The 24213-nt window shown below is 76.6% G+C and carries 25 protein-coding genes; 7 read left to right on the top strand and 18 right to left on the bottom strand.

Annotated features, from left to right (window positions below; genetic code table 11):
• Positions 1-28: 28 nt before the first annotated feature.
• Complete coding sequence (locus tag ACYVOF_RS10145) at positions 29-574, top strand: hypothetical protein (RefSeq protein ID WP_460866126.1); 546 nt, start codon at positions 29-31, stop codon at positions 572-574.
• 34 nt (positions 575-608) lie between these two features.
• On the opposite strand, the gene ACYVOF_RS10140 is transcribed toward ACYVOF_RS10145, so the two are convergent.
• The 3 genes from ACYVOF_RS10140 to ACYVOF_RS10130 form a co-directional block, all read right to left on the bottom strand.
• Positions 609-1805 (bottom strand): cysteine desulfurase family protein, encoded by a 1197-nt coding sequence (locus tag ACYVOF_RS10140; RefSeq protein WP_460866124.1) that lies wholly within the window; start codon positions 1803-1805, stop codon positions 609-611.
• A gap of 79 nt (positions 1806-1884) precedes the next feature.
• Positions 1885-2853 carry an electron transfer flavoprotein subunit alpha/FixB family protein gene (locus ACYVOF_RS10135; protein ID WP_460866121.1) on the bottom strand — a complete coding sequence of 323 codons (969 nt, stop codon included), beginning with the start codon at positions 2851-2853 and terminating at the stop codon, positions 1885-1887.
• Between the two features lie 29 nt (positions 2854-2882).
• Complete coding sequence (locus tag ACYVOF_RS10130; protein WP_460866119.1) at positions 2883-3665, bottom strand: electron transfer flavoprotein subunit beta/FixA family protein; 783 nt, start codon at positions 3663-3665, stop codon at positions 2883-2885.
• A 297-nt stretch (positions 3666-3962) separates the two neighbouring features.
• Between ACYVOF_RS10130 and ACYVOF_RS10125 the strand changes: the two genes are divergently transcribed.
• The 4 genes from ACYVOF_RS10125 to ACYVOF_RS10110 are packed head-to-tail and all read left to right on the top strand — an operon-like array spanning position 3963 to position 8785.
• Positions 3963-4769, top strand: coding sequence for a class I SAM-dependent methyltransferase (locus ACYVOF_RS10125; protein WP_460866118.1), 807 nt, complete (start codon positions 3963-3965; stop codon positions 4767-4769).
• Positions 4762-6276 (top strand): 1,4-alpha-glucan branching protein domain-containing protein, encoded by a 1515-nt coding sequence (locus tag ACYVOF_RS10120; protein WP_460866116.1) that lies wholly within the window; start codon positions 4762-4764, stop codon positions 6274-6276. Before ACYVOF_RS10125 ends, ACYVOF_RS10120 begins: the two co-directional genes overlap by 8 nt.
• Positions 6277-6281: 5 nt before the next feature.
• Entirely contained in the window at positions 6282-7520 is a 1239-nt protein-coding gene (locus ACYVOF_RS10115; RefSeq protein ID WP_460866114.1) for a glycosyltransferase family 4 protein, read from the top strand.
• A complete protein-coding gene (locus ACYVOF_RS10110) occupies positions 7517-8785 on the top strand; it encodes a serine/threonine-protein kinase (RefSeq protein ID WP_460866112.1) in 1269 nt (422 codons plus the stop codon). Before ACYVOF_RS10115 ends, ACYVOF_RS10110 begins: the two co-directional genes overlap by 4 nt.
• 66 nt (positions 8786-8851) lie before the next feature.
• On the opposite strand, the gene ACYVOF_RS10105 is transcribed toward ACYVOF_RS10110, so the two are convergent.
• On the bottom strand, positions 8852-9766 hold the full coding sequence (locus ACYVOF_RS10105; protein ID WP_460866110.1) for a hypothetical protein: 915 nt from the start codon (positions 9764-9766) through the stop codon (positions 8852-8854).
• 203 nt (positions 9767-9969) lie between these two features.
• Between ACYVOF_RS10105 and ACYVOF_RS10100 the strand changes: the two genes are divergently transcribed.
• Entirely contained in the window at positions 9970-11223 is a 1254-nt protein-coding gene (locus ACYVOF_RS10100; protein WP_460866108.1) for a CaiB/BaiF CoA transferase family protein, read from the top strand.
• A 7-nt stretch (positions 11224-11230) separates the two neighbouring features.
• On the opposite strand, the gene ACYVOF_RS10095 is transcribed toward ACYVOF_RS10100, so the two are convergent.
• The 13 genes from ACYVOF_RS10095 to ACYVOF_RS10035 all read right to left on the bottom strand — a co-directional run bounded on the left by ACYVOF_RS10095 (position 11231) and on the right by ACYVOF_RS10035 (position 19385).
• Positions 11231-11977 carry an acyltransferase gene (locus ACYVOF_RS10095; RefSeq protein ID WP_460866107.1) on the bottom strand — a complete coding sequence of 249 codons (747 nt, stop codon included), beginning with the start codon at positions 11975-11977 and terminating at the stop codon, positions 11231-11233.
• A gap of 44 nt (positions 11978-12021) precedes the next feature.
• Positions 12022-12450 (bottom strand): cupin domain-containing protein, encoded by a 429-nt coding sequence (locus ACYVOF_RS10090; RefSeq protein WP_460866105.1) that lies wholly within the window; start codon positions 12448-12450, stop codon positions 12022-12024.
• The gene (locus ACYVOF_RS10085; protein ID WP_460866104.1) at positions 12447-13610 is read right to left on the bottom strand and encodes a THUMP-like domain-containing protein; all 1164 of its coding nucleotides are present in this window, start codon (positions 13608-13610) and stop codon (positions 12447-12449) included. The genes ACYVOF_RS10090 and ACYVOF_RS10085 overlap by 4 nt, the downstream gene beginning before the upstream one ends.
• A gap of 6 nt (positions 13611-13616) precedes the next feature.
• Positions 13617-14621 (bottom strand): class I SAM-dependent methyltransferase, encoded by a 1005-nt coding sequence (locus tag ACYVOF_RS10080; RefSeq protein ID WP_460866102.1) that lies wholly within the window; start codon positions 14619-14621, stop codon positions 13617-13619.
• A 22-nt stretch (positions 14622-14643) separates the two neighbouring features.
• Positions 14644-15423 carry an enoyl-CoA hydratase/isomerase family protein gene (locus ACYVOF_RS10075; protein WP_460866101.1) on the bottom strand — a complete coding sequence of 260 codons (780 nt, stop codon included), beginning with the start codon at positions 15421-15423 and terminating at the stop codon, positions 14644-14646.
• Between the two features lie 36 nt (positions 15424-15459).
• Positions 15460-16020: a hypothetical protein gene (locus ACYVOF_RS10070; protein ID WP_460866099.1), complete on the bottom strand. Its 561-nt coding sequence runs from the start codon at positions 16018-16020 to the stop codon at positions 15460-15462.
• The gene (locus ACYVOF_RS10065; protein WP_460866098.1) at positions 16017-16670 is read right to left on the bottom strand and encodes a hypothetical protein; all 654 of its coding nucleotides are present in this window, start codon (positions 16668-16670) and stop codon (positions 16017-16019) included. The genes ACYVOF_RS10070 and ACYVOF_RS10065 overlap by 4 nt, the downstream gene beginning before the upstream one ends.
• Entirely contained in the window at positions 16667-17107 is a 441-nt protein-coding gene (locus tag ACYVOF_RS10060; protein WP_460866096.1) for an Asp23/Gls24 family envelope stress response protein, read from the bottom strand. The genes ACYVOF_RS10065 and ACYVOF_RS10060 overlap by 4 nt, the downstream gene beginning before the upstream one ends.
• Entirely contained in the window at positions 17100-17279 is a 180-nt protein-coding gene (locus ACYVOF_RS10055; protein ID WP_460866095.1) for a DUF2273 domain-containing protein, read from the bottom strand. Before ACYVOF_RS10055 ends, ACYVOF_RS10060 begins: the two co-directional genes overlap by 8 nt.
• A 35-nt stretch (positions 17280-17314) precedes the next feature.
• Positions 17315-17647: a hypothetical protein gene (locus ACYVOF_RS10050; RefSeq protein ID WP_460866093.1), complete on the bottom strand. Its 333-nt coding sequence runs from the start codon at positions 17645-17647 to the stop codon at positions 17315-17317.
• Positions 17628-17996: an Asp23/Gls24 family envelope stress response protein gene (locus ACYVOF_RS10045; protein WP_460866091.1), complete on the bottom strand. Its 369-nt coding sequence runs from the start codon at positions 17994-17996 to the stop codon at positions 17628-17630. The genes ACYVOF_RS10050 and ACYVOF_RS10045 overlap by 20 nt, the downstream gene beginning before the upstream one ends.
• Positions 17993-18496 carry an Asp23/Gls24 family envelope stress response protein gene (locus tag ACYVOF_RS10040; RefSeq protein WP_460866090.1) on the bottom strand — a complete coding sequence of 168 codons (504 nt, stop codon included), beginning with the start codon at positions 18494-18496 and terminating at the stop codon, positions 17993-17995. The genes ACYVOF_RS10045 and ACYVOF_RS10040 overlap by 4 nt, the downstream gene beginning before the upstream one ends.
• 73 nt (positions 18497-18569) lie before the next feature.
• Positions 18570-19385 (bottom strand): ABC transporter ATP-binding protein, encoded by an 816-nt coding sequence (locus tag ACYVOF_RS10035; RefSeq protein WP_460866087.1) that lies wholly within the window; start codon positions 19383-19385, stop codon positions 18570-18572.
• 42 nt (positions 19386-19427) lie between these two features.
• Between ACYVOF_RS10035 and glgX the strand changes: the two genes are divergently transcribed.
• Positions 19428-21548, top strand: coding sequence for a glycogen debranching protein GlgX (gene glgX, locus ACYVOF_RS10030; protein WP_460866086.1), 2121 nt, complete (start codon positions 19428-19430; stop codon positions 21546-21548).
• On the opposite strand, the gene glgP is transcribed toward glgX, so the two are convergent.
• Positions 21535-24147 carry an alpha-glucan family phosphorylase gene (glgP, locus tag ACYVOF_RS10025; RefSeq protein WP_460866084.1) on the bottom strand — a complete coding sequence of 871 codons (2613 nt, stop codon included), beginning with the start codon at positions 24145-24147 and terminating at the stop codon, positions 21535-21537. The genes glgX and glgP overlap by 14 nt on opposite strands.
• Between the last annotated feature and the right edge of the window lie 66 nt (positions 24148-24213).

Raw genomic sequence — 24213 nt, 5'->3', positions numbered from 1 at the left:
CAGGGTAGTCCGGCGCAGGATCGTCGCCGTGGGTGTCGGGGCACGGGTGGGCGGCTGGGGCCGGACCGCGGGCAGCACGGCCGCCGAGCGGGGCCTGCACTACGCGTGCGACGACGTCGCCCCCGACCTGGGCCAGCAGCTGTGGCGGGCCCGGACGGTCCGCGCCTCCCCCGCGGCCGTGTGGCGGTGGCTGCCGCAGCTCCGCGTCGCGCCCTACAGCTGGGACCTCGTCGACAACCTGGGCCGGCGCAGCCCGCGGACCGTGGACCCCGACGCACCGCCGCTCGCGGTCGGGCAGCGGGCGCTGCTGGTGTTCGCGGTGGCGTCGTTCGCCGTCGACGACCACCTCACCGTGCTGCACCGCGGTGCGGTGAGCATGGCCATGACCTACCGGGTGCTGCCCCACCCGCGGGGCAGCCGGCTGGTGGTCAAGGTGCGCTGCGGCTACCCCGGCGGGCCGCTGGGCCGCGCCCTGGCCGCGCTGCTGCCCGTCGGGGACGCGGTGATGGTCGACAAGCAGCTGCGCACCCTGGGCGGCCTCGCCGAGCGGGACGGCGCCGCCCCGGCGGCCTGACGGATACCGGCGGGCGGAGCGGTCCGGCGGGTCTCTAGCGCGCGGCGGCCATGCCGGCGGCGCGGGCGCGCTCGACGACGGGCACGACGGCCTCGAGCAGCGCGTCGACGTCCTCGTCCGTCGAGGTGTGGCCGAGGGAGAACCGCAGCGAGCCGCGGGCCTCGGACGGCGCGACGCCCATCTCGAGCAGCACGTGGCTGGGCCGGGCCACCCCGGAGGTGCAGGCGGAGCCGGTGGAGCACTCGATGCCGCGGGCGTCGAGCAGCATGAGCAGCGAGTCGCCCTCGCAGCCGCGGAAGCTGAGGTGGGCGTTGCCGGGCAGCCGGTCGCGACGGGCCGGGTCGGGGCCGTTGAGCACCACGTCGGGGACGAGGGCGACGACCCCCGCGACGAGCCGGTCGCGCAGCCGGGCCAGCTCGGTGGCGCGGCGGTCGCGGTCGGCGACCGAGAGCCGCAGCGCGGTGGCGAACCCGACGAGCGCCGGGGTGTCCAGGGTGCCGGAGCGCACGTCGCGCTCCTGGCCGCCACCGTGCAGCAGCGGGGTGCAGGCGACGTCGCGGCCGAGCAGCAGCGCGCCGGCCCCGAACGGCCCGCCCAGCTTGTGCCCGGTGACGGTGAGCGCGTCGACGCCGGAGTCGGCGAAGTGCACGGGCAGCTGCGCCGCGGCCTGCACCGCGTCGGTGTGCAGCGGGACCCCGTGGGCGTGGGCCACCTCGGCCAGCGCGGCCACGGGGTTCACCGCACCGACCTCGTTGTTGGCCCACATGACGCTGACCAGCGCCACCTCGTCGCCCACGGCGTCCAGCACGGCCGCGAGGTCGGCCGGGTCGACGACCCCGTCCGCGTCGACCGGCAGCCAGCTGACCCGGGCGCCCTCGTGCTCGACCAGCCACGCCACCGCGTCGAGCACGGCGTGGTGCTCGACGGTGCTGGTGACGACCCGGGTGCGGCGCGGGTCGGCGGCCCGGCGGGCCCAGAAGATGCCCTTGACGGCGAGGTTGTCGCTCTCCGTGCCGCCCGCGGTGAAGACGACCTCGGAGGGACGCGCCCCCAGCGCCGCGGCCACGGCCTCGCGGGACTCCTCCACCGCGCGGCGCGCGGCCCGGCCCGAGCCGTGCTGCGACGCGGCGTTGCCGGGGGTGCGCATGGCCGCGGCGACGGCGTCGACCACCTCCGCCAGGACCGGCGTGGTCGCGGCGTGGTCGAGGTAGTGGGTGGGGTGTGCGCTCATGGCCTTCCCAGGGTAGCCGTCGCACGACGGCGGGCACGGACCCGTGGTCCGTGCCCGCCGTCGTGGGGTCGAGCGGGTGTCAGCCCTTGCGCTTGGCGACCTCGTCGCTGAGCTGCGGGGCGACCTTGAACAGGTCGCCGACGACGCCGAAGTCGGCGATCTCGAAGATCGGCGCCTCCTCGTCCTTGTTCACGGCGACGATCGTCTTCGAGGTCTGCATGCCGGCCCGGTGCTGGATGGCGCCGGAGATGCCCAGCGCCAGGTACAGCTGCGGGGAGACGGTCTTGCCGGTCTGGCCCACCTGGAACTGGCCCGGGTAGTACCCGGAGTCCACCGCGGCGCGGGAGGCGCCCACGGCCGCACCGAGGGAGTCGGCCAGGGTCTCGACCACGGAGAAGTTGTCCGCGGAGCCGACGCCGCGGCCACCGGAGACCACGACGGTGGCCTCGGTGAGCTCGGGCCGGTCGCCGCCGACGATCGGGTTGCGCGCGGTGATGCGCGTGGCCTTGGCGGCGTCCTGCGCGGGCACCTCCACGGTCTCCTGCTCACCGGCGCCGGCCTGCGGCTCGGCGTCGACCGAGCCCGGGCGCACGGTCACGACCGGCACGGAGCCGTTCGCCTTCGCCTCGACGGTGTAGGCGCCACCGAAGATCGAGTGGGTCGCGGTGACGGTGTCGCCGTCGAGGGCGACGCCGACCACGTCGGTCAGCAGCCCGGAGCCCAGCCGGACGGCGAGGCGGCCGGCGACCTCCTTGCCCTCCACGCTGGCGGCCGTCAGGACCGCGACCGGGGAGGCCTTCTCGACCAGGGCGGCGAGGACGTCGACCTTGGGGGTGACGAGGAAGCCGTCGACGTCGTCGGACTCGGCGACGTAGATCTTGGCGGCGCCGGCGGCGGCGAGCGCCTCGGCGACGCCGGCGGCGGTGCCGGACGGGCCGGTCACCACGACGGAGGGCTCACCGAGCGCGCGCGCCGCGGTGACGAGCTCTCCGGTGACCTTCTTGAGGGTTCCCTCGACGTGCTCGGCGAGGACCAGGACTTCAGCCATGTCGTTTCTCCTGTTCGCTTCGGGCCGGCTCAGACGATCTTCTGGGAGACGAGGTACTGCAGGATCTTCTCGCCGCCGTCGCCCTCGTCGGAGACGCGCTCACCCGCGGTGCGGGGGGGCTTGGGGGCCGCGCTGAGCACGGCGGAGGTCGCGCTGCCGAGGCCGACCTCGGAGGCGTCGATCCCGGCGTCGGCCAGGGTCAGGGTCTCCACGGGCTTCTTCTTCGCCGCCATGATCCCCTTGAACGAGGGGTAGCGCGGCTCGTTGATCTTCTCGGTCACGCTCACCACGGCGGGCATCGTGGCCTCGACGGAGAACAGGCCCTCGTCGGTCTCGCGCTCGCCCTTGATGGTGGTGCCGTCGACCTCGAGGTTGCGCAGGTGGGTCAGCTGCGGCAGGCCCAGCACCTCGGCGAGCATCGCCGGGATGGCGCCGGAGCGGCCGTCGGTGGCCTCGTTGCCCGCGATGACCAGGTCGACGTCACCGAGGGTGCCGATGACCTTGGCCAGCGCCTTGGCGGTCTGGACGGTGCAGGAGCCGTGCAGCGCCTCGTCGGAGAGGTGCACGGCCTTGTCCGCGCCCATCGAGAGGGCCTTGCGGATGGCGTCGGTGGCCCGGTCGGGACCCATGGTCACGACGGTCACCTCGCCGTCGCCGGACTCCTTGAGCTGCAGGGCCTCCTCGACCGCGCGCTCGTTGATCTCGTCGAGCACGGCGTCGGCCGCGTCCCGGTCGAGGGTGTGGTCGGAGTCGGAGAGCTTGCGCTCGGACCACGTGTCGGGGACCTGCTTGATCAGCACAGCGATGTTCATGGGTCTTCTTCGACCTCCTACGAGTGGGGCGGGCGCCACGACCGGACGGTCCAGCGTCGCACGCACAGCGGTCTACCCTGCGTCGAGGCCCAGGTTACCGGCCGGTAACCCGACCGGCGAGTCCGTGGCCGCGCGATCCGCGCCACACCGGGGCGTCGGCCGGGGGCACGGACCGGGGGCACGGACCGGGACCACCGACCCGGGCCGCCCGGGCCGCGCCGGGGGCCTGCCCCACGGCGATACGGTGGCCCACCGTGCCCGGCGGCGGGCGGGCCCGACGGGAGGAGAGCGGCGGAGATGACCACGAGCGACGCCGGACGCGTGCTGCCGCCCGCGGCCGAGGTGCTGCCGCTGACCGGGGAGCGCACCGTGCCCGGCATCCCGGAGGAGAACTACTGGTTCCGCCGCCACGAGGTCGTCTACACCGCGCTCGCGCCGCGCTGCGCGGGGGCGGTGGTGCTCGAGGCGGGCTGCGGCGAGGGCTACGGCGCCGACCTGCTGGCCCGCACCGCCGACCGCGTGCTGGCCCTGGACTACGACGCGCACACCACCGCGCACGTCGCCCGGCGCTACCCGGCGCTGGTCACGCTGCGCGGCAACCTCGCCGCCCTGCCCGTCGCGTCGGGGTCGGTCGACGTCGTGGTCAACCTCCAGGTCATCGAGCACCTGTGGGACCAGCCCGGGTTCCTCGCCGAGTGCGCCCGCGTGCTGCGCCCCGGCGGTGCGCTGCTCGTCTCCACGCCGAACCGCATCACCTTCTCCCCCGGCCGCGACACCCCGCTGAACCCGTTCCACACCCGTGAGCTGGCCGGGCACGAGCTGGTCGAGCTGCTCGTCGGCGCCGGCCTGGAGGTGGAGCTGCTGGCCGGGGTGCACCACGGTGCCCGGCTGCACGAGCTCGACGCGGCGCACGGGGGGTCGATCGTCGACGCCCAGCTGACGCGGTCGCTGGCCGGGCAGCCGTGGCCGGCCCGGCTCGCCGCCGACGTCGCCGGTGTCGCGACCGCGGACTTCGACCTGCTCGACGCCCGGGAGGCCGACGTGGACGCGAGCCTGGACCTCGTGGCCGTGGCCACCCGCCCACCGGGGCCCACCGGTGGCTGAGCGCGTCCCCGGCACGTTCGCCCTGGTGCTGCACAGCCACCTGCCGTGGCTGGCCCACCACGGTCGCTGGCCGGTGGGCGAGGAGTGGCTGCACCAGTCGTGGGCGGCCTCCTACCTGCCGGTCACCGCCGTGCTGCGCCGCCTGGCCGACGAGGGCCGCAGGGATCTGCTCACCCTCGGGGTCACCCCGGTGCTGGCCGAGCAGCTCGACGACCCCCACTGCCTGGCCTCGGCGCACGCCTGGCTGGGGGGCTGGGCGCTGCGCGCGCAGACCGCGGGGGTGCGCCGCGGCGAGCTCGGCGACACCGGGGCGCGCGAGCACCGGCTCGCCACCGCGGCGATCGCGGACTTCGAGGCCCACTGGCGCCACGGCGGGTCCCCGGTGCTGCGGGGCCTGGCCGACGCGGGCGCGGTCGAGCTGCTCGGCGGGCCGCTGACGCACCCCTTCCAGCCGCTGCTCGACCCCCGGCTGCGCCGCTTCGCGCTGGAGCAGGGGCTCGAGGACGGCCGCCGCCGCTTCGGCCGCGGGCCCGCGGGCATCTGGGCCCCCGAGTGCGGCTACTCCCCCGGCATGGAGCGCGGGTACGCCGCGGCCGGGGTCACCCACCTCATGGTCGACGGCCCCGCCCTGCACGGGGACACCGCGAGCGCCCGCACCCTCGGCGACACCGACGTGGTGGCCTTCGGCCGCGACCTCGAGGTGTCCTACCGCGTGTGGTCGCCCCGCTCGGGCTACCCCGGCCACGCCGCCTACCGCGACTTCCACACCTTCGACCACCCCAGCGGCCTCAAGCCCGCGCGGGTGACGGGGCGCAGCGTGGCCCCGCAGGACAAGGCCCCCTACGACCCCGACCGCGCCGCGGCCGCCGTGGCCCGGCACGCCGCGGACTTCGTCGACGTCGTCCGGCGCCGGCTGCTCGAACAGGGCGCCCGCACCGGGGCGCCCGCCCTCGTCGTGGCCGCCTACGACACCGAGCTGTTCGGGCACTGGTGGCACGAGGGCCCGGCGTGGCTGGAGGCGGTGCTGCGGCTGCTGCCCGAGGCCGGGGTCACCGTCTCGACCCTGGCCGGTGCGGTGGCGCGGGGCCACGTCGGCGCGCCCGTGGACCTGCCCGCGTCGTCCTGGGGCTCGGGCAAGGACTGGCGGGTGTGGGACGGCCCCGCCGTGGCCGACCTGGTCGAGCTGGGGGCCGACGTGGTGGCCACCGCGCTGGCGGCGGTGGACGCGCGCAAGCCCGGCACCACCCGCGACCCGGTCTCCGACCAGCTGCTCCGCGAGGCCCTGCTGACCACGTCCAGCGACTGGGCCTTCATGGTCAGCAAGGACTCGGCCGCCGAGTACGCGCGCACCCGCGCCTGGACCCACGCGCACGCCACCCGCGAGATCGCCGGCGCCGTCGAGCGCGGTGCCGAGCACGCCGCGGCCGAGCTGGCCGCGCGGTGGCGCCGCGCCGACGGGCCCTTCGCCGGCCTCGACGCCCGCACCCTGCCCGGCGACGGGGGCTGAGCCCGGTGCGCGTGCTGCTGCTGTCCTGGGAGTACCCGCCGGTGGTGGTGGGCGGGCTCGGCCGCCACGTCCACCAGCTCGCCACCGCGCTGGCCGCGGCCGGCCACGACGTGGTGGTGCTGTGCCGCCGGCCCACGGGCACCGACGCGCTGACCCACCCGGGCACCGACGCGGTGGTCGAGGGGGTGCGGGTGGTCGCGGTCGCCGAGGACCCCGCGCACCTGGTGTTCACCGAGGACCTGCTGGCCTGGACCCTCGGGGTGGGCCACGCGATGGTCCGCGCCGGGCTCGCGCTGGGGTGGCGGCCCGACGTGGTGCACGCCCACGACTGGCTGGTCGCGCACGCGGCGGTCGCCCTGGCCGAGCACCACGACGTGCCGCTGGTGGCCACCCTGCACGCCACCGAGGCCGGCAGGCACAGCGGCTGGCTGCCCGGGGTGCTCAACCGGCAGGTCCACTCGGTGGAGTGGTGGCTGGCGCGCAGCGCGGACGAGCTCATCACCTGCTCGGCGGCGATGCGCGAGGAGGTGACGGCGCTCTTCGGCCCCGGCCTGGCCCCGGTGACCGTGCTGCACAACGGCATCCGCCCCGAGCCGTGGGCGCCCGCCGGCAATCCCCCCGCCGCACCCCGGCACGCCGCGGCCCCGCCCACGCTGCTGTTCCTGGGCCGGCTGGAGTGGGAGAAGGGCGTGCAGGACGCCATCGCCGCGCTGCCGCGGCTGCGCCGCTCGCACCCCGGCACCCGCCTGCTGGTGGCGGGCGAGGGCTCGCAGCGCGGCTGGCTGCGGGAGCGGGCCCGCGCGCACCGCGTCAGCCGGGCCGTGGAGCTGCTCGGCCACCTCGAGCACGACGCGCTGGCCCCGGTGCTGGCGGGCGCCGACGCAGTGGTGCTGCCCAGCCGGTACGAGCCCTTCGGCATCGTGGCGCTCGAGGCGGCGGCAGCGGGCGCGCCGCTGGTGGCCTCCACGGCGGGCGGGCTGGGCGAGGCCGTCGTCGACGGGGTGACCGGGCTGTCCTTCGCCCCCGGGGACGTCGCCGGGCTGGCGGCCGCGGTCCGGGCGGTGCTCGACGACCCCGCCGCGGCGCGGACGCGGGCCGCCGCGGCCCGGGAGCGGCTGGCGGTGGACTTCAGCTGGCCCACGATCGCCGCGGCCACCGCTGAGGTCTACGCCGGGGCGAAGCGGGCCGAGCGGGTCCCGCTGGGCCGGCCCGTCGTGGTCGACAACCCGCTGCCGGGCCGGTGAGCCCCGGGCCGCGGGTGCTCGGCGGGCGCTACGCCCTGCGGGGCGCGCTCGGCAGCGGCGGCATGGGCGTGGTGCACGACGGGTGGGACACCCGGCTCGACCGCGCGGTGGCGGTCAAGGAGCTGCGCGCCGAGCTGGCCGGGCAGCCGGACGTGCGCCGCCGCTTCGAGGCCGAGGCCCGGGCGGCGGCCACGCTGACCCACCCGCACGTGGTGTCGGTGCACGACACGGGCGAGGACGACGGGGTGCCGTGGATCGTCATGGAGCGGCTGCCCGGGCCGTCCCTGGCCGAGCTGCTCGCCGACGGCCCGCTGCCCGCGGCCCGGCTGCGGGCGACGCTGACCGGGGCGCTCGCGGCGCTGGCCGCCGCGCACGACCGCGGGATCCTGCACCGCGACGTCAAGCCGGGCAACGTGCTGCTCGGCGCGGACGGCGCGGTCAAGGTCACCGACTTCGGCATCGCGAAGAGCGCGGCGACCACCGACCACACCGCGACGGGCATGGTGCTGGGCACCGTGGCCTACCTGAGCCCGTCGCGGCTGCGCGGGGCCCCGGCGACGGTGTCGGACGACCTGTGGGCCGCGGGGGTGCTGGGCTGGGAGGCCGCGGTGGGGCACCGTCCGTTCGCCGGGGACAACCTGCTCGCCCTGGCCAGGGCCATCTCCGACCACCCCGCGCCGCCGGTGGGCTCGGCCCGGCCGGACCTCGACCCGGACCTCGCCGCCGTCGTCGACCGCCTGCTCGAGCGCGAGCCCGCCCGCCGGTACCCCGAGGCCCGGGCCGCGCTGGCCGTCCTGGCGGGCGGGACCGGCGCTGCGGCGGGCGCCGCGACGCGCCCGGTGACCCGGGTGCTGCCCGCGGGGCCCGCCACCGCCGTGGCACCGGCCGCCCGGTCGGCCGGGGGGCCGGGCGGGGCGCGGCTCGCGGGCGGCCTGGGCCGGGGCTGGCTGTGGGGGCTGGCCGCGCTCGCCGCGCTGGTTCTGGGGGCGGTGGTGCTGCTGGCCGGGGCCGGCTCCGGGGCCGACCCAGCCGTCCCCGCGCCCACGACCGGACCGGTCCCGGCCACGACGGGGCCGGTCGCGCCCGCGACCACCCCGGTGACGACGCCCGCCGACCCGACCACCACCGACCCGACCACCACCGTCGCCCCCGTCCCCGCACCGGGTGGGGGCGGGAACGGGGGCGGCGGGAACGGGAACGGTGGCGGGGGCCCCGGCGGGGGCAAGCCGACGAAGGAGCCGAAGCCCGGCAAGGACGACGGGTAGGCGACAGCCGAACGGGCGCGGCCGCCCACCCCGAGGGGTGAGCGGCCGCGGGGCGGGGGTGTCGGCTCAGTCGACGACGGGCTCGAACGCCGCCCGGTCGACCTTGCGGTGGAAGCGCATCCCGGCCAGACCACCGAGGACGGCCCCGACGAGGGCGGCCACGGCAACGGCGACGAGCGCGATGATCCCGGCGGTGGTCAGGTCCCCGCCCACGGGGATGCGCGGGAAGCTGTTGAGCCGGCCGAGGACGTCGTACTGCTGCCCGGCGGTGGCCGCGACGATCGCCACGACCGCGGCCACGACGACCGCCCACAGCCACACCGCGATGCCCTGGCGCAGCCCGTTGAACCGCGCCATGCGCCCGGCGACGTAGCCGCCCGCGTAGTAGGCGAGGAACAGGATCACCAGCAGCACGATGCCGCCCACCAGGCCGACGGTCTGGTCCACGGTGCCGCCCTGGGTGGCCTGGTTGGTGGCCTCGTCCAGCGAGGTGCCGGTGCTGACCCCGACGGCCGCGCCCGCGGCCGCGAGCAGCGCGGTGAGCAGCACGGCCATGCCGGTGGCGGTGAGGAAGCCGAAGAAGGCGGAGCCGACCTTGACCCCGCCGTACTGCTCCTTCTGCCTGCGGGTGGCCTCGTGCCGGTCGACGGGCACGGCGGCGGTGGCCGGGTCGAGGCGTGACCGGTCGTCGTCGAGCGGGCGGTGCCGGTCGGTGCGGTCGTCGCCGTGGCGGCCCGTCACGGCGTCGTGCCGGTCGGTGTCGTGCCGGGTGGTGACGTCGTCGCGGCGGTCGGTGTCGTGCCGGGTGGTGACGTCGTCGCGGCGGTCCGTGCCGCCGTGGCGTCCGCCGTCGTCGCGGATCTCGCGGGTGGCGGTGTCGTCCCGGGCACCGCTGTCCCGGGTGACGCCGTCGCCGCGTCCGGCGGGCGTCGCGCCGGAGCGGGCGGCGCCGCTGCGCCCGGACTCGTCGCGGGTGCTCACGGCGTCGGTCCCGAGGTGGTGGGGGTGGTCATGGTGGGGCTCCTCCGTCGATCGTCGGTGATCTTGGTGGTCAAGGTAGGCAGCGGGAACCGGTCGTGCCCAACGGACGCGCCGGGCCCGCGGCCCGCCGTCCCGCGGCCACTCGCTACCGTCGCCCCCGCGCCGCCCACAGGGGACGGCCACGCGCGGGAGGCGGTGCGCCGGTGGTGACCACGGACGGGACGGACGCGGCGGCGGGCGGCACGGCGGGGGGCACCGCGGGCCCGCTCGACGGGGTCAGGGTGGTCGACCTCTCGTCGGTCGTGATGGGGCCGTTCGCCGCGCAGATCCTCGGCGACCTCGGCGCCGACGTCGTCAAGGTGGAGCCGCCCGCCGGCGACCTCACCCGGCTCACCCTGCCGCAGCGCAACCCCGGGATGGGCTCGCTGTCGCTCAACGTCAACCGCAACAAGCGGGCCGTCGCGCTCGACCTCAAGGCCGCCGAGGGCCGGGAGGCCTTCCTCGCCCTGCTCCGCACGGCGGACGTGCTGGTGACCAACATGCGTCCCGGTGCGCTGGCCCGGCTGCACCTGTCCTACCCCGAGCTGGCCGCGGTGAACCCGGCGCTCGTCTACTGCAACGCGCAGGGCTTCCGCGGGGACTCCGAGAAGGCCGGGCTGGCCGCCTACGACGAGATCGTGCAGGCCGCCTCCGGCATGGTCGACCTGATGCGCCGCGGCGCGGGCACCCCCACCTACGTGCCGACGATCCTGGGCGACAAGGTGTGCGCGCTGACCATCGTGTACTCGGTGCTCGCCGCCCTGGTGCACCAGCGGGCCACCGGGCAGGGCCAGCAGGTCGAGGTGCCCATGGTGGACACCCTCGTGTCGTTCCTCATGGTCGAGCACCTGGCGGGGCACACCTACGTCCCCGCCGAGGGCCCCACCGGGTTCAACCGCTCCATCACCCCGGGGCACCGGGCGGCCCGCACCGCCGACGGCTGGGCGTGCATCCTGCCCTACACCACCGCCAACATCGTCGACTTCTTCACCGCGGCCGGCCGTCCCGACCTCGCGGGCGAGCCGATGTTCGTCGACTACGCCCAGCGCGCCGCGCACTGGGGCGACCTCTACGACACCCTCGACGAGGTGGCGCGCACCCGCACCACCGCGGAGTGGCAAGAGCTGTGCGCGGAGCACTCCATCCCGTTCGCCCCCGTGCTGGAGATCGAGACCGCCGAGGACGACCCCTACCTCGCGGCCGGCGGCATCCTGCAGACCGACGAGCACCCCACCGAGGGCCGCTACCGCCGGATCGGCTCGCCGCTGCGGTTCTCGGCGACCCCGACGTCGATCCGCCGGCACGCCCCCGGCCTGGGCGAGCACACCGCCGAGGTGCTCGCCGAGCTCGGCTACGACGAGCCCACCATCGCCGCGATGCTCGCCGCCGGGCAGGCCGTCGCGGGCGGGGGCGCCTGAGGCCGACCTAGTGGTCGGTGCCGCGGGCGATCTTGCGGGCCATGTCCGCGACGGCCGCCTCCTGGCGCGCCCGCTCGGCCGCGGCGGCCTCCCAGTCGGCGCGGCGGTCCCGCACCACCCGGGCGGGTGACCCGACGGCGATCGACCCGTCGGGGACGTCGCCCTTGACCACGGCGTGCGCGCCGAGCACGCAGCCCCGGCCCACCCGGGTGCCGCGCAGCACCGTCACCTTGGTGGCGATCCAGCAGTCCGGGCCGATCCGCACCGGCGTCTTGACGATGCCCTGGTCCTTGATCGGCATGCCGACGTCGGCGTAGCGGTGGTCGAAGTCGCAGATGTAGACCCAGTCCGCGACGAGGGTGGACGCGCCGATCTCGATGTCGAGGTAGGTGTTGACCACGTTGTCCTTGCCCAGCACGACCTTGTCGCCGATGCGCAGCGAGCCCTCGTGGCAGCGCAGCGCGTTGCCGTCGCCGACGTGCACCCAGCGGCCGATCTCCATCCGGGCCAGCCCGGGGGTGGCGTGGATCTCGACGCCCTTGCCCAGGAACACCATCCCGCGCAGCACCACGTGCGGGTTCGCGGCCCGGAACCGCCACAGCCGCCAGTAGCGCACCAGGTACCACGGGGTCCACGCCTTGTTGCGGCGCACCCACCGCAGCGAGTCCCGGGTGAGGAAGCGGACCTGGTCCGGGTCGCGGCCGGCGCGGTCACGCCAGCGGGAGGCGAGCGGCGCTCCCCACATGCTCGTCATGGGCCGCCACCCTACGGACGGCCCCGGCACGGCCCGGGAGGGCGTCAGGCCAGCCGGAAGTCGGCCATGTCGAAGCCGGGCACCACCACGCAGCTGAGAAGCGCGGGCTCGTCGCCGAGCGGCCGCGCCGTCTGCCACGTCCGCGCAGGCACCAGCAGCTGCGGGTGCTGCCCGACCGCGACGTCGCCGCCCAGCAGCAGCTCGCAGGCCTGCGCCGGCCCGGCCGGATCGGCCCCGCCGAGGCCCAGCGCCAGCGGGCTGCCCCGGTGGTGGCACCACAGCTCGGCCGAGGCCACCACGTGCCAGGCCGAGACCTCGCCCGGCAGCAGCAGGTACAGGATGGCCGTGCCCGCCGGCCGCGGGCCGCCCGCGGTGCTGACCTCCACGTCGCTGGCCCAGGTGCGGACGTACCAGCCGCCCTCGGGGTGGGGGGCCAGCCCCAGGCCCTGCGCCCAGCCCGGCAGCGGGCTCACGGCGCGGTCCGGCCCGGCTCGCACACGAACGCCTGCGGGGAGGTGCCGATGCGGGTGATGACGACGGCCAGGGCGGCCCCGCCGCGGCGCAGCCCCAGCCGGGGGCGCAGCACCGCGGGGTCGACGTCGACCCCCCGCACGAGGACCTCCACCGAGCCGGCCCCCCGGGCGGTGAGCGCGCGGCGCAGCGCCTTCTCGCTGAACCGGCCCTGCTCCAGCACGGCGAACGAGCGCAGCCCGGTGGGCGCGACGTCGCCGGTGAGGTGGGCGATCCGCGGGTCGAGCAGGCCCAGGCCGTGGCGGGCGGCGAGGTGGCGGACGAGGCCGGCCCGCACGACGGCGCCGTCGGGCTCGACGAGGTAGCGGCCCGGCTCGCGCACGGGGGCGTCGTCGGGGTCGGCGTCGGTCACCGCCCAGCCCGGCCCGGTCGAGCTGAGCACGGTGGCGCGTCGCCGCGCGGTGGCCAGGGCCGGGGACCACAGGCACGCCTCGCGCACGGCCCCGTCGAGGGAGACCAGCTCGACCTCGCCGTCCCAGCCGAGCCGGGTGGGGTCGAGCCCGGGGGCGCACTTCACGACGAGGTCGCGGCCGGCGTGGGCGGCGAGCAGCGCGGGCAGCGGCGGTGCGGTGGCGGCCGGGTCGTGGGTGCGCCGGCCCCCGCTGCGCCGCGCCGGGTCCGCGACCAGCACCGTGCCCCGGCTGGTGGTGCTCAGCGCGTCCGCGCGCGCCAGGGCCACCCCGGGCGCGTTGTGGGCCGCCATGGCCAGCCGCACCGGGTCGAGGTCGGAGCCGAGGACGTGCTCCGCGGTCGCGGCCAGGGCGCCCAGCTCGGCCCCCACCGAGCAGGTGACGTCGTGCACCCGCCTGCCCGTGAGCCGCGCCGCCCGGTGGCGTGCGACCGGCGCCGGGGTGGCCTGGGCCAGCGCGTCCTCGGTCAGCAGCCAGCGCCCGGGGTCGGCGAGCTTGCCCACGGCGCGCCGCCGCAGCCGGGCGGTCTCCAGCAGCGCCGCACCGCGCCCGCCCGCCAGCGACCGCGCCGCACCCACGTCGGCCAGCAGGCTGGCCGGCGTCAGCTCCCAGCCGTCGGCGACGGCGAGCGCGTCCTGCCCGGCGCCGGACCGGAGCCACCGCACGTCGTCCCCGGTCAGCTCCAGGGCCACGGGCGCCTAGAGCTCGTCGGGCGCGGCCGGCTTCACGCCGGTGATCATGACGTTGTAGAAGAGGTTGCGGGGCAGCACCTTGGTGAGCACGTTCTCGTCCAGCCAGGACAGCCGCTTCCAGCCGGTGAAGGCGAACATGCCCCACCGGAACCCGAGCTTGCCCGCGGGCACGGCGGCCTCGAAGGTGCGCACCGGCCAGCCGAGCAGGGCGGCGGCGAGCTCCTCGGTGGCGGCGTGGACGTCCACGGCCCCCGCGGCCAGCGCCGTCCGCTCGAGGTCCGTGGGGTCGAAGGTGTGCAGGTCGACGACGGCCTCGAGGGCGGCGGCGCGGGAGGACTCGTCGAGCTCGCCCTGCGGCTTGCGCCAGCTCGACAGCACCGGCAGCCGCGTCACCCGCGTGGTGGTCTCCCAGGTGATGCGGCCGAGCCAGCGGGCGTAGAAGTCGCCGATCGTCGTCGGCTCGCCCGCGAAGACGAAGCGGCCGCCCGGCTTGAGAACGCGCAGCACCTCGCGCAGCGCCTGGCCGACGTCGGGGATGTGGTGCAGCACCGCGTGGCCGACGACGAGGTCGAAGGTGTCGTCGTCGTAGGGGATGGTCTCGGCGTCGGCGACCCGGCCGTCCACGTCGAGGCCGAGCGACTCCGCGTTGCGCAGCGCCACCTCGACCATGCCCGGGGACAGGTCGGTCACCGACCCGCGGCGGGCGACGCCGCCCTGCATCAGGTTGAGCAGGAAGAACCCGGTGCCGCTGCCCAGCTCGAGCGCGTGCTCGTAGGGCAGGTCCGCGACGTCCCCGGCCACGGCGTCGAACCGGCCGCGCGCGTAGTCGATGCACCGCTGGTCGTAGGAGATCGACCACTTCTCGTCGTAGGTGCCCGCCTCCCAGTCGTGGTAGAGCACCTGGGCGAGGTGGTTGTCGGAGAAGGCGGCCTCGACCTGCTCGGCCGAGGCGTGGCGCGTCGGGGCCGGGGCAGCGGTGGGCAGGGTGCCGGGGTCGGGGCTCGCGGTCATGGCCGCCACCCTAGGTGGGGCCCTACCGGCCGGTGAACTCCGCCTTGCCCGGGCCGTTGGCGATGAAGGACTCCATGCCGATCGTCTGGTCGTCGGTGGCGAACAGCCCGGCGAACAGGTGGCTCTCCAGCTTCAGGCCGTTGTCGAGGTCCACGTCCAGACCGCCGTCGATGGCGGCCTTCGCCGCGGCCAGCGCGGCCGCGGCGGCGCCGGTGAACTGCCCGGCCCAGCGCCGGGCGGCCTCGTAGACGTCGTCGGCCGGGACGACCTCGTCGACCATGCCGATCGCGAGCGCCTCCTGGGCGTCGACGAAGCGGCCGGTGAACACGATGTCCTTGGCCCGGCTCGGCCCGACCAGCCGCGAGAGCCGCTGGGTGCCACCGGCCCCGGGGATGATGCCGAGCAGCACCTCGGGCTGGCCGACCTTGGCGTTGTCCCCGGCGATGCGCCGGTCGCAGCACAGCGCGAGCTCCATGCCGCCGCCGAGGGCGTAGCCGGTGATGGCCGCGACGGTGGGCTTGGGGATCTGGGCGACGGCGATGAAGCAGCGCTGCAGGGCCACCGCGAGGGTGGTCATGTCGGCGTAGCTCTTGCTCGCCATCTCCTTGATGTCCGCACCCGCGGCGAACACCCTCTCCCCGCCGTGGACGATGACCGCGCGGACGTCGTCGCGGGCGCTCGCCTCCTCGGCGGCGGCCTTGATCTCCTCCTGCAGCTGCCGGTTGAGGGCGTTCATCGGCGGCCTGTCCAGCCGGATGGTGCCGATACCGCCGTCGACCTCGAACCTCACGTGCTCAGCCATGACCGCAACCTACTAGGGCCGCAGCGGCTCCGGTGACTAGACGTCGCCGCGCGGGGCCGGCTTGGCGTGCAGCAGCACCCGCACCGAGACCGGCTCGCCGTCGAGCGCGGTGGCGAGCTCGCGGCACGTGTGACGCACGTCGGTGGTGATGCGGCCCAGGTCCGCCCCGTGCTCGGTGGTGACCACCAGCTCGGCCACGGGGGCGCCGCGCTCCCGGGTCACGGAGGTGCGCACCGAGGTGACACCGAGCCGCTGCTGCAGCTGGTGCCCGGCGGCCTCGACGACCGGTCCCACGTGCAGCCGCATCACGCCGGTGCCGTCCGAGCCGGCCAGCCGGATCGCGCGGACCCGGCGTCGCCGCAGGTGGGCCAGCAGCCACCACAGGGCCAGCAGCACGAGCACCACCCCGCCGAGGCCGACGGCCCAGGGCCACCACGGCTGCTCGGCCGCGGAGCGCACCGGGCCGAGCCGGGTGCGGTCCGAGGCGCCGGGCACGAGGTCGCGCTGCCAGGCCGCGGCGCCGAGGCCCGCGGCGACGAGGAGCAGCCCCAGCAGCAGGGCCAGCACGCGGTCGACCGCGGCCACCCCGCGCGTCACTGGGCACCCCCGGCGCGCCGGACCTTGACGACGACCTTCACGGTGCCGATGAGCGGGTCGACGGCCGCACCGACGGCGGCGGTCACCGCGTCGTGCACCACGTCGGTCTCGGCGTTGGGGTGCGACACCACCTTCGTCCTCACCTTCTGCCGGCGCACGGTGCTGGTGGCGGTGGCCACGTCGGCCGTGCCGAGCGCGGCCGCGGAGGCGGTGCGGGCGAGGTCGACGGGCCGCAGCCACAGCGTGGGGTCGTCCACCGCCTGCCGGTGGGTGCGCCGGCGCGGCCGCAGCGCGGTGAGCACCACGAGCAGGCCGACGACGGCCACGGCGATCCCGGCGGGGACGAACCACGGCTGCCGCTGCTTCCCGTCGAGCGCGGACAGCACGGCGGCCGTCCAGGACGAGCCGGGCACGGCGCCGAGGTGGACCAGAAGGTCGTGGATCCCGACGACGCCGGCGGCCACGAGCAGCACCACCAGCAGCGCGGCCGGGGTGGTCGCGGACGGCGCGGGCCGCGGTCGGCGCGCGGCACCGAGTGGCCGGGACCGGGACGCGGGGTCGACCTCGGCGGTGGCGGCGGGGGCGGTGTCCTCGACGAGGTCGAGGTCGTCCGGGCCGTCCGTGCGCGGCGAGACCTGGGACTCGCTCACCGCAGGTGCCGCTCGGGGGCGGGCAGCTGGTCCGGGGTGAGGACCGTGCTGACGGTGACGTCCACCGTGTCGACGCCGAGACCGGCCAGCTCGCGCAGCGCCCAGCGCACGTGCTCGCGGACCCCGGCGGCGACGGTCCGGCAGGGCCGGGGCCAGGCGACGGCGAGCTCGACCCGGGCCCGGACCTGGCCGTCGCTGACCTCGACGTCGACGGCGGGCAGCGAGCGGCCCCCGAGCATGCCGAGCCGGCTGCCGTGCTCGTGCACCCCGCCGACCTCACCGGCCGCGGCGCGGGCGATGCGCTGGACGGCGCGGTCGCGCACCACCACCGTCCCGCGGCCCTCGTAGGGGTCGAGGTCGCCGCGCGGGGGGCGGGCGGCCAGCGCGCGCCGGGAGCGGGGTGCGTCGGCGGGCAGCAGGTCCGTGCCCTCAGCCACGGTTGCGCCCCCGCAGCAGGGCGCCGAGGTCGATCGCGCCGTCACGCTGCAGGCCGAGCAGCGCGCCGACCGCGCCGAGGACGAGGGCGAGCAGGAAGCCGCCGAACCCGCCGGTGGTCGCGGCGAGCGCGAGCAGCAGCCCGGCCAGGGTGAACGTCGTGGCGTTGGTCATGGGTGCTCCCAGGGTGGGTCGTCGGGCGGGTCGGGTCAGTAGCGGGCCGAGCGGCGGGCACCGGGCAGCCGTCGGGGGGCGTGGTCGCGGGCGGCGTCCACCACCCGCCGGACCGCGCGGCGGACCGGGGAGCGGCCCCGGCGGGTGGAGACGAACACGATGTCCCCGACCTCGGCCCGGGCGGGTGGCGCCGGGGCCGGCCCGGGGTGGGCGGCCGGGCGGTCGCGGTCGTGCGTGGCCAGGGCCCGCTCGAGGGCCTCGGCCGAGCCGCCCGCGTCGGGGTGGTGGGTCCGCACCAGCCGCCGGCGCTCGGCCCGCCAGCGGGCGAGCTCGTCGGCGACGGCCGCGTCACCCGACGGCGTCGTCACCGGGCTCCGCCCCGTCCGTACCGTAGGACTCGTCGGCGGCCACGAGGTCACCCACGGCCACGGTGACGGCGGGGCCGACGATCGGGGTCAGCACCGCCCGGACCTGCCGGGAGAGGTCGGGGATCGACGTGCCGAAGCGCACCACGACGCCGACCTCGGCCCCGCCGGGCAGCAGCCGCACACCGCTGACCCGGCGGCCCGGCAGGTACGTGGCGAGCCCACCGAGCGCGCCGCCGTGCAGGGCCACCACCCCGTCCACGCCGAGCACCGCCGCCGCCACCGCGTCGGCCGTGGCGGCGGTGGAGGTGGACGGCCCGCTCGGCGGCGTCGACCCGGGGGACGCGGTCACTGCACGCGGGAGGTGGGCGCCTCGTTCTCGGACTCGGGGCCCTCGATGAAGATGTCGTGGATGGTGATGTTGACCTCGGTGACCTCGAGGCCGGTCATCAGCTCGACGGCCTCGATGACGCTGCGGCGGATGCCGCCGGCGAGCTCGGCGATCGCGACGCCGTAGTCGATGATGATGTCGACGTCGATGGCGGCCTGCCGCTCGCCCACCTCGACCGTCACGCCCTGGGAGTGGTTGGTGCGCGCGCCGGGGATGCGCTCGCGCAGCGCACCGACCGCGCGGGTGGTGCTGCCGCCGAGGGCGTGCACGCCGGCGACGTCGCGGGTCGCGATGCCGGCGATCTTGGACACGACGGTGTCGGCGATCGTGGTCTTGCTCGAGGAGCCCACGGCCTGCCCGCCGTCCCGCTTGACCAGGCTCGACTCCGTCGGCTTGGCCGGGGCGCTCGCGGTGGTCGACGACGCGTCGGTCGTGGGGGTGGACGACTGCGGGGAGCTCATGGGGGGTCCTCTCGGTGGGGGGTGTCCGGGGCGGCCGGACGGCGGGTGGGTGACGGGGACGACGGTGTCAGGTCTACCGCGCGGGCGCTCGACGGGCGAACCACCGGTCCCCGAGCCGGTCGAGCGCGATCGGCACCCGGAAGGTCTCCCCCAGCGCCTCCGCGGTGAGCACCTGGTCGACGAGCCCGGCGTCGACGACCTCGCCGTCGCGCAGCAGCAGCACGTGGCTGAAGCCGGGCGGGATCTCCTCGACGTGGTGGGTGACGAGCACGGTGGCCGGCGCGTCGGGGTCCAGGGCGAGCGTGCTCAGCCGGGAGAGCAGGTCCTCGCGGGCGCCGAGGTCGAGGCCGGCGGCGGGCTCGTCGAGCAGCAGCAGCTCGGGGTCGGTCATGAGCGCGCGGGAGACGAGCACCCGCTTGCGCTCCCCCTCCGACAGGGTGCCGAAGGCGCGGTCGGCCAGCGGCGCCACGCCCATCTCCTCGAGCAGCTCGACCGCGCGGTCGGTGTCCACCGCGTCGTAGCGCTCGCGCCAGCGCCCGACGACGCCGTACCCGGCGGAGACGACCACGTCGGAGACCCGCTCGTCGGCGGGGACCCGCGCGGCGAACGACGCGGAGCTCACGCCGATGCGCGGCCGCAGCTCGGCCACGTCGACGCGGCCGAGGGTCTCCCCCAGCACGTGCGCCGTCCCGGTGGTGGGGAACAGCTGGCCCGAGGCGATGGCGAGCAGCGTCGACTTGCCCGCACCGTTGGGCCCCAGCACCACCCAGCGCTCGTCGAGCTCCACCTGCCAGTCCAGCGGGCCGACCAGGGTGGTCCCGCCCCGCCGGACGCTGACGGAGTCGAGCTCGACCAACAGGTCCGGGTCCGGGGCAGCCACGGCCGCCATCCTCCCGCACGGCGGGGGTGCGGTGGGGGGCAGGATGCTCGCGTGTCGCCCGCGCCCCCCGCCCTGGTCCCCGGCGAGGTGTTCCCCCTGGGCTCCCACCCCGGGCCGGGCGGCACCCGGTTCGCCGTCGCCTCCGCGAGCGCCACCCGGGTGCAGGTCTGCCTGGTGTCCGACGGCCTCGACGGCCGCCCGGTGGAGCGCCGCGTGGACCTCCTCGAGCGCGACCACGGCGTGTGGCACGGGGTGGTGCCCGGCGTCGGCGCCGGGCAGCGCTACGGCTACCGGGTCGACGGCCCCTGGGACCCCTCCCGCGGGCTGCACGCCAACCCGGCCAAGCTGCTGCTGGACCCGTGGTGCCGCCGGGTGACCGGCCGGCTCGGGGACCCGGCGGCGCTGCTGCCCGGCACACCCGACGGGTCGCGCAGCACGGTCGACTCCCTCGGGCACGTGCCGCTCTCGGTCGTCACCGCGCCCGGCGGCCCGCCCACCGGGACCGCGCCGCGCCACCGCTGGCAGGACACGGTGGTCTACGAGGCGCACGTCGGGTCGCTGACCGCCACCCACCCCGACGTGCCCCCCGAGCACCGCGGCCGCTACCTGGGCCTGGCCGCGCCCGCGGTGCTGGCGCACCTGCAGCGCCTCGGCGTGACGGCGGTCGAGCTGCTGCCCGTGCAGGCGTTCCTCGACGAGCCCGCGCTGCGCGAGCGGGGGATGCGCAACCACTGGGGCTACTCCCCGGCTGCGTACCTGGCCCCGCACCCCGGCTACGCCACCACGCCGGGCCAGGAGGTGGCCGAGTTCCGCACCATGGTCGCCGCGCTGCACGGGGCGGGCCTGGAGGTGCTGCTCGACGTCGTCTACAACCACACCTGCGAGGGCGGCGCGGACGGGCCGTCGGTGAGCTTCCGCGGGCTCGACGGACCTGCCTACTACGCCCGGGACGCGCACGGCCCGCGGGACGTGACCGGGTGCGGCAACACCCTCGACGCCGGCTCGCCGACCGTCGCGCGGCTGGTGCTGGACTCGTTGCGGTACTGGGTCACCGAGATGGGCGTCGACGGTTTCCGGTTCGACCTGGCGCCCACGCTGGGCCGACCGGGTGCGGGTGCGTTCGACCCGCACGCCGGCCTGCTCACCGCGATCGCCGTCGACCCGGTGCTGTCCCGCGCGAAGCTCGTGGCCGAGCCGTGGGACGCCACCGCCGAGGGCTACCAGGTGGGCCGGTTCGGCCCGATGTGGACGGAGTGGAACGACCGGTTCCGCGACGGGGTGCGCGCCTTCTGGGCCGCCCCGGCCGGGGTGCGGGAGCTGGCCTCCCGGCTCTCCGGCTCCTCGGACCTGTTCGCGCCGGGCGGGCGGCGGCCGTGGGCGTCGGTCAACTTCGTCACCGCGCACGACGGGTTCACCGCCCGGGACCTGGTGTCGTACGCCCGCAAGCACAACGAGGCCAACGGTGAGGACGGCCGCGACGGGACCGACAACAACCTGTCGGTCGACCACGGCGTCGAGGGCCCCACCGACGACCCGGTGGTGCTGGCCGCCCGGGCGCGCCACGTGCGGGCGCTGCTGGCCACCACGCTGCTGGCCACCGGCACCCCGATGCTGCTGGCCGGCGACGAGCTCGGGCACACCCAGGGCGGCAACAACAACGCCTACTGCGCGCCGGTCGGCGCCGACGCGCCCTGGTCGCTGGACTGGGCGTGCGTGGACGACGCGCTGACGGCGTTCGTCGCCCGGGCCGCCGCCCTGCGCCGCGCGGCGCCCGCGCTGCGGCAGCCGGAGTTCTTCGAGGGCCGCGACACCCCCAGCGGGCGGCCGGACCTCGTGTGGTTCGGCGCGGACGGCCGCGAGCTCACCGACGCCGGCTGGCACGACGACACCCGCACCACCCTGCAGATGTGGGTCGACGGCAGCGACGTGCGCACCCCGGACGCGCACGGGGAGCACATGACCGACGCCAGCTGGCTGCTGGTGCTCCACTCCGGACCGACCGCCGAGGTCGTGCTGGCCGACGTGGGGTCGCTGGTGCCGGTGCTCACCACGACCACCCCCGACGGCGTCCCCGAGGACCCGGCGGCCGTGCCCGGCGGCAGCACCGTCACCCTCGGGCCCGCGACGCTGCTCGTGCTGCGGGTGGCGTGGGGCGGCGCTACGCCAGCGTGACCAGGCCCAGCTCGGCGGGCCCGGCGAGCAGCTCGTCGCGGGGCAGCACCCGCACCGTGTAGCCCGCCGAGCCGGAGTGCGGCAGCACGGTGTCCACGTCGAACACCGCCAGGCCGTCCTCCTCGCCGCTGCGGGTCATGGGCACCGACACCACGTCGGTGAGCTCCTCGTCGGCGTCGACCCGGCCGAGCACGGCCTCGACGGCCACGTCGGACCCGGTCAGCCCGGCGAGGTCCACCGTGGCGCGCAACGACATCCGGGCGCCGATGACCGGGGCGTCAGGCACCCCGGTGGCGTCGACCGAGGCCACCCGCACCGCCGGCCAGGCGGCGCTGACCCGGGAGCGGTACGCGGCCAGCTCGCGCGCCCCGGCGAAGCCGTCGGCCGCCACCCGGCGCGAGGACGCCGTGGCCGGGGCGTAGTGGTCGAGCACGTAGTCGCGCACCATCCGCGAGGCCAGCACCTTGGGGCCCAGCGTGCTCAGCGTGTGGCGCACCATCTCCACCCAGCGCGCGGGCAGGCCGGTCTCGTCGCGGTCGTAGAAGCGGGGCAGCACCGAGCCCTCGAGCAGCTCGTAGAGGGCGGTGGCCTCCAGGTCGTCGCGGCGGGTCTCGTCGGTGACGCCGTCGGCGGTCGGGATGGGCCAGCCGTTCTCGTCGTCGACCATCTCGTCCCACCACCCGTCGCGGATCGACAGGTTCAGCCCGCCGTTGAGCGCCGACTTCATGCCCGAGGTGCCGCACGCCTCGAGCGGGCGCAGCGGGTTGTTCAGCCACACGTCGCAGCCCCAGTAGAGGTAGCGGGCCATGGACATGTCGTAGTCGGGCAGGAACACGATCCGGTGGCGCACGTCGTGGGCGTCGGCGAACCGGACGACCTGCTGGATCAGGGCCTTGCCGCCGTCGTCGGCGGGGTGGGACTTGCCCGCGACCACCAGCTGCACCGGACGGTCGGGGTCGAGCAGCATGCGCCGCAGCCGGTCCGGGTCGCGCAGCATCAGCGTCAGCCGCTTGTAGGTGGGCACGCGCCGGGCGAAGCCGACGGTGAGCACGTCGGGGTCGAACACCCCGCCGGTCCAGCCCAGCTCCGCGTCGGTCGCGCCCCGCTCGATCCACGACGCCCGCACCCGGCGGCGCACCTCGTCGACCAGCTGGCCGCGCAGCCGGGTGCGCAGCGCCCACACGTCCTGCGGCGACACCCGCTCCAGGGCCTCCCAGGCCGCGGCCTCGGACGACTCGGCAGGCACCCCGGTGGTGGCCTCCGCGAGCTCGGCCCACTCCCGCGCGGCCCAGGTGGGCGCGTGCACACCGTTGGTCACCGAGGAGATCGGCACCTCCGCGGCGTCGAAGCCCGGCCACAGCCCGGCGAACATCCCGCGGCTGACCTCGCCGTGCAGCCGGGAGACCCCGTTGGCCCGCTGCGCGAGCCGCAGGCCCATGTGGGCCATGTTGAACATCTGCGGGTCCACCTCGGCCCCGAGGGAGAGCACCCGGTCCAGGGTCAGCCCGGGCAGCAGGGCGGACTCCCCGGACCCGGCCCGGCCCTCGCTGCCGTGGTCGGGCACGTCGACGGCGGGCGAGCCGAAGTAGTGCCGCACCAGCGCCAGCGGGAACCGGTCGATGCCGGCGGGGACGGGCGTGTGCGTGGTGAACACGGTCCCCGCCCGCACCGCGGCGAGCGCCGCGTCGACGTCGAGCCCCTGCTCGGTGACGAGCTCGCGAATGCGCTCGAGGCCGAGGAACCCGGCGTGGCCCTCGTTGGTGTGGAACACCTCGGGCTGGGGGCGGCCGGTGGCGGCCACGAACGCCCGCACCGCCCGCACGCCGCCGATGCCGGCGAGGATCTCCTGCTTGATGCGGTGGTCCTGGTCGCCGCCGTAGAGCCGGTCGGTCACCGCGCGCAGCTCGGGGTCGTTCTCGGCGATGTCGGAGTCGAGCAGCAGCAGCGGGACCCGGCCGACGTGGGCGATCCACACCCGCGCCCGCAGCACGCGGTCCCCGGGCACCGCCACGTGGACCAGCACCGGGGAGCCGTCGTCGCTGGTGAGCAGCTGCAGCGGCAGGCCCTGCGGGTCCAGCGACGGGTAGTGCTCGAGCTGCCAGCCGTCGGAGGACAGCGACTGCCGGAAGTAGCCGGCGCGGTAGAGCAGGCCCACCGCGACGAGCGGCACGCCCAGGTCGGAGGCGGCCTTGAGGTGGTCGCCGGCCAGCACGCCGAGCCCGCCCGAGTAGTTGGGGAGCACCTCGCTGACGCCGAACTCCATCGAGAAGTACGCGATGCCGACGGGCAGGTCGTCGTCGCCGCGCTGCTGGTACCAGCGGGGCTCGTCGAGGTAGCGCCGCAGGTCGGCCGCCAGCTCGTCCAGCGCGGCGGTGAACCCGTCGTCGGCCGCGAGCTCGTCGAGCCGGGCGGCGGGCACGTCGCCGAGCAGCCGCACCGGGTCGTGCCGCGCGGCCTCCCACCGCTGCGGGTCGATCCGGGCGAAGAGGTCCTGCGTGGGCGGGTGCCAGGACCAGCGCAGGTTCGCCGACAGGGGCCCCAGCGCGGCCAGGCGCTCGGGCAGGTGGGCGCGGACGGTGAATCGGCGGACGGCTCTCACGGGGCGGGAGCCTACCGACTTCGGGAACGATCCAGACAGTGCTCGTCGAGACCCGCGCGCCCGTCT

This window comes from Rhodococcus aerolatus, assembly GCF_054783215.1.
Note: the sequence above shows the minus strand (reverse complement) of the source record. Positions and strands in the feature narration are given on the sequence as shown.

Bases quoted from the DNA above. Each gene is read 5' to 3' on its own strand.
- ACYVOF_RS10035 (WP_460866087.1), bottom strand. From the start codon at position 19,385: ATGGCGGCCGTGGCTGCCCCGGACCCGGACCTGTTGGTCGAGCTCGAC.
- ACYVOF_RS10140 (WP_460866124.1), bottom strand. From the start codon at position 1,805: ATGAGCGCACACCCCACCCACTACCTCGACCACGCCGCGACCACGCCG.
- ACYVOF_RS10040 (WP_460866090.1), bottom strand. From the start codon at position 18,496: ATGAGCTCCCCGCAGTCGTCCACCCCCACGACCGACGCGTCGTCGACC.
- ACYVOF_RS10135 (WP_460866121.1), bottom strand. From the start codon at position 2,853: ATGGCTGAAGTCCTGGTCCTCGCCGAGCACGTCGAGGGAACCCTCAAG.
- ACYVOF_RS10125 (WP_460866118.1), top strand. From the start codon at position 3,963: ATGACCACGAGCGACGCCGGACGCGTGCTGCCGCCCGCGGCCGAGGTG.
- ACYVOF_RS10055 (WP_460866095.1), bottom strand. From the start codon at position 17,279: ATGACCAACGCCACGACGTTCACCCTGGCCGGGCTGCTGCTCGCGCTC.
- ACYVOF_RS10080 (WP_460866102.1), bottom strand. From the start codon at position 14,621: ATGACCGCGAGCCCCGACCCCGGCACCCTGCCCACCGCTGCCCCGGCC.
- ACYVOF_RS10095 (WP_460866107.1), bottom strand. From the start codon at position 11,977: ATGACGAGCATGTGGGGAGCGCCGCTCGCCTCCCGCTGGCGTGACCGC.
- ACYVOF_RS10130 (WP_460866119.1), bottom strand. From the start codon at position 3,665: ATGAACATCGCTGTGCTGATCAAGCAGGTCCCCGACACGTGGTCCGAG.
- ACYVOF_RS10075 (WP_460866101.1), bottom strand. From the start codon at position 15,423: ATGGCTGAGCACGTGAGGTTCGAGGTCGACGGCGGTATCGGCACCATC.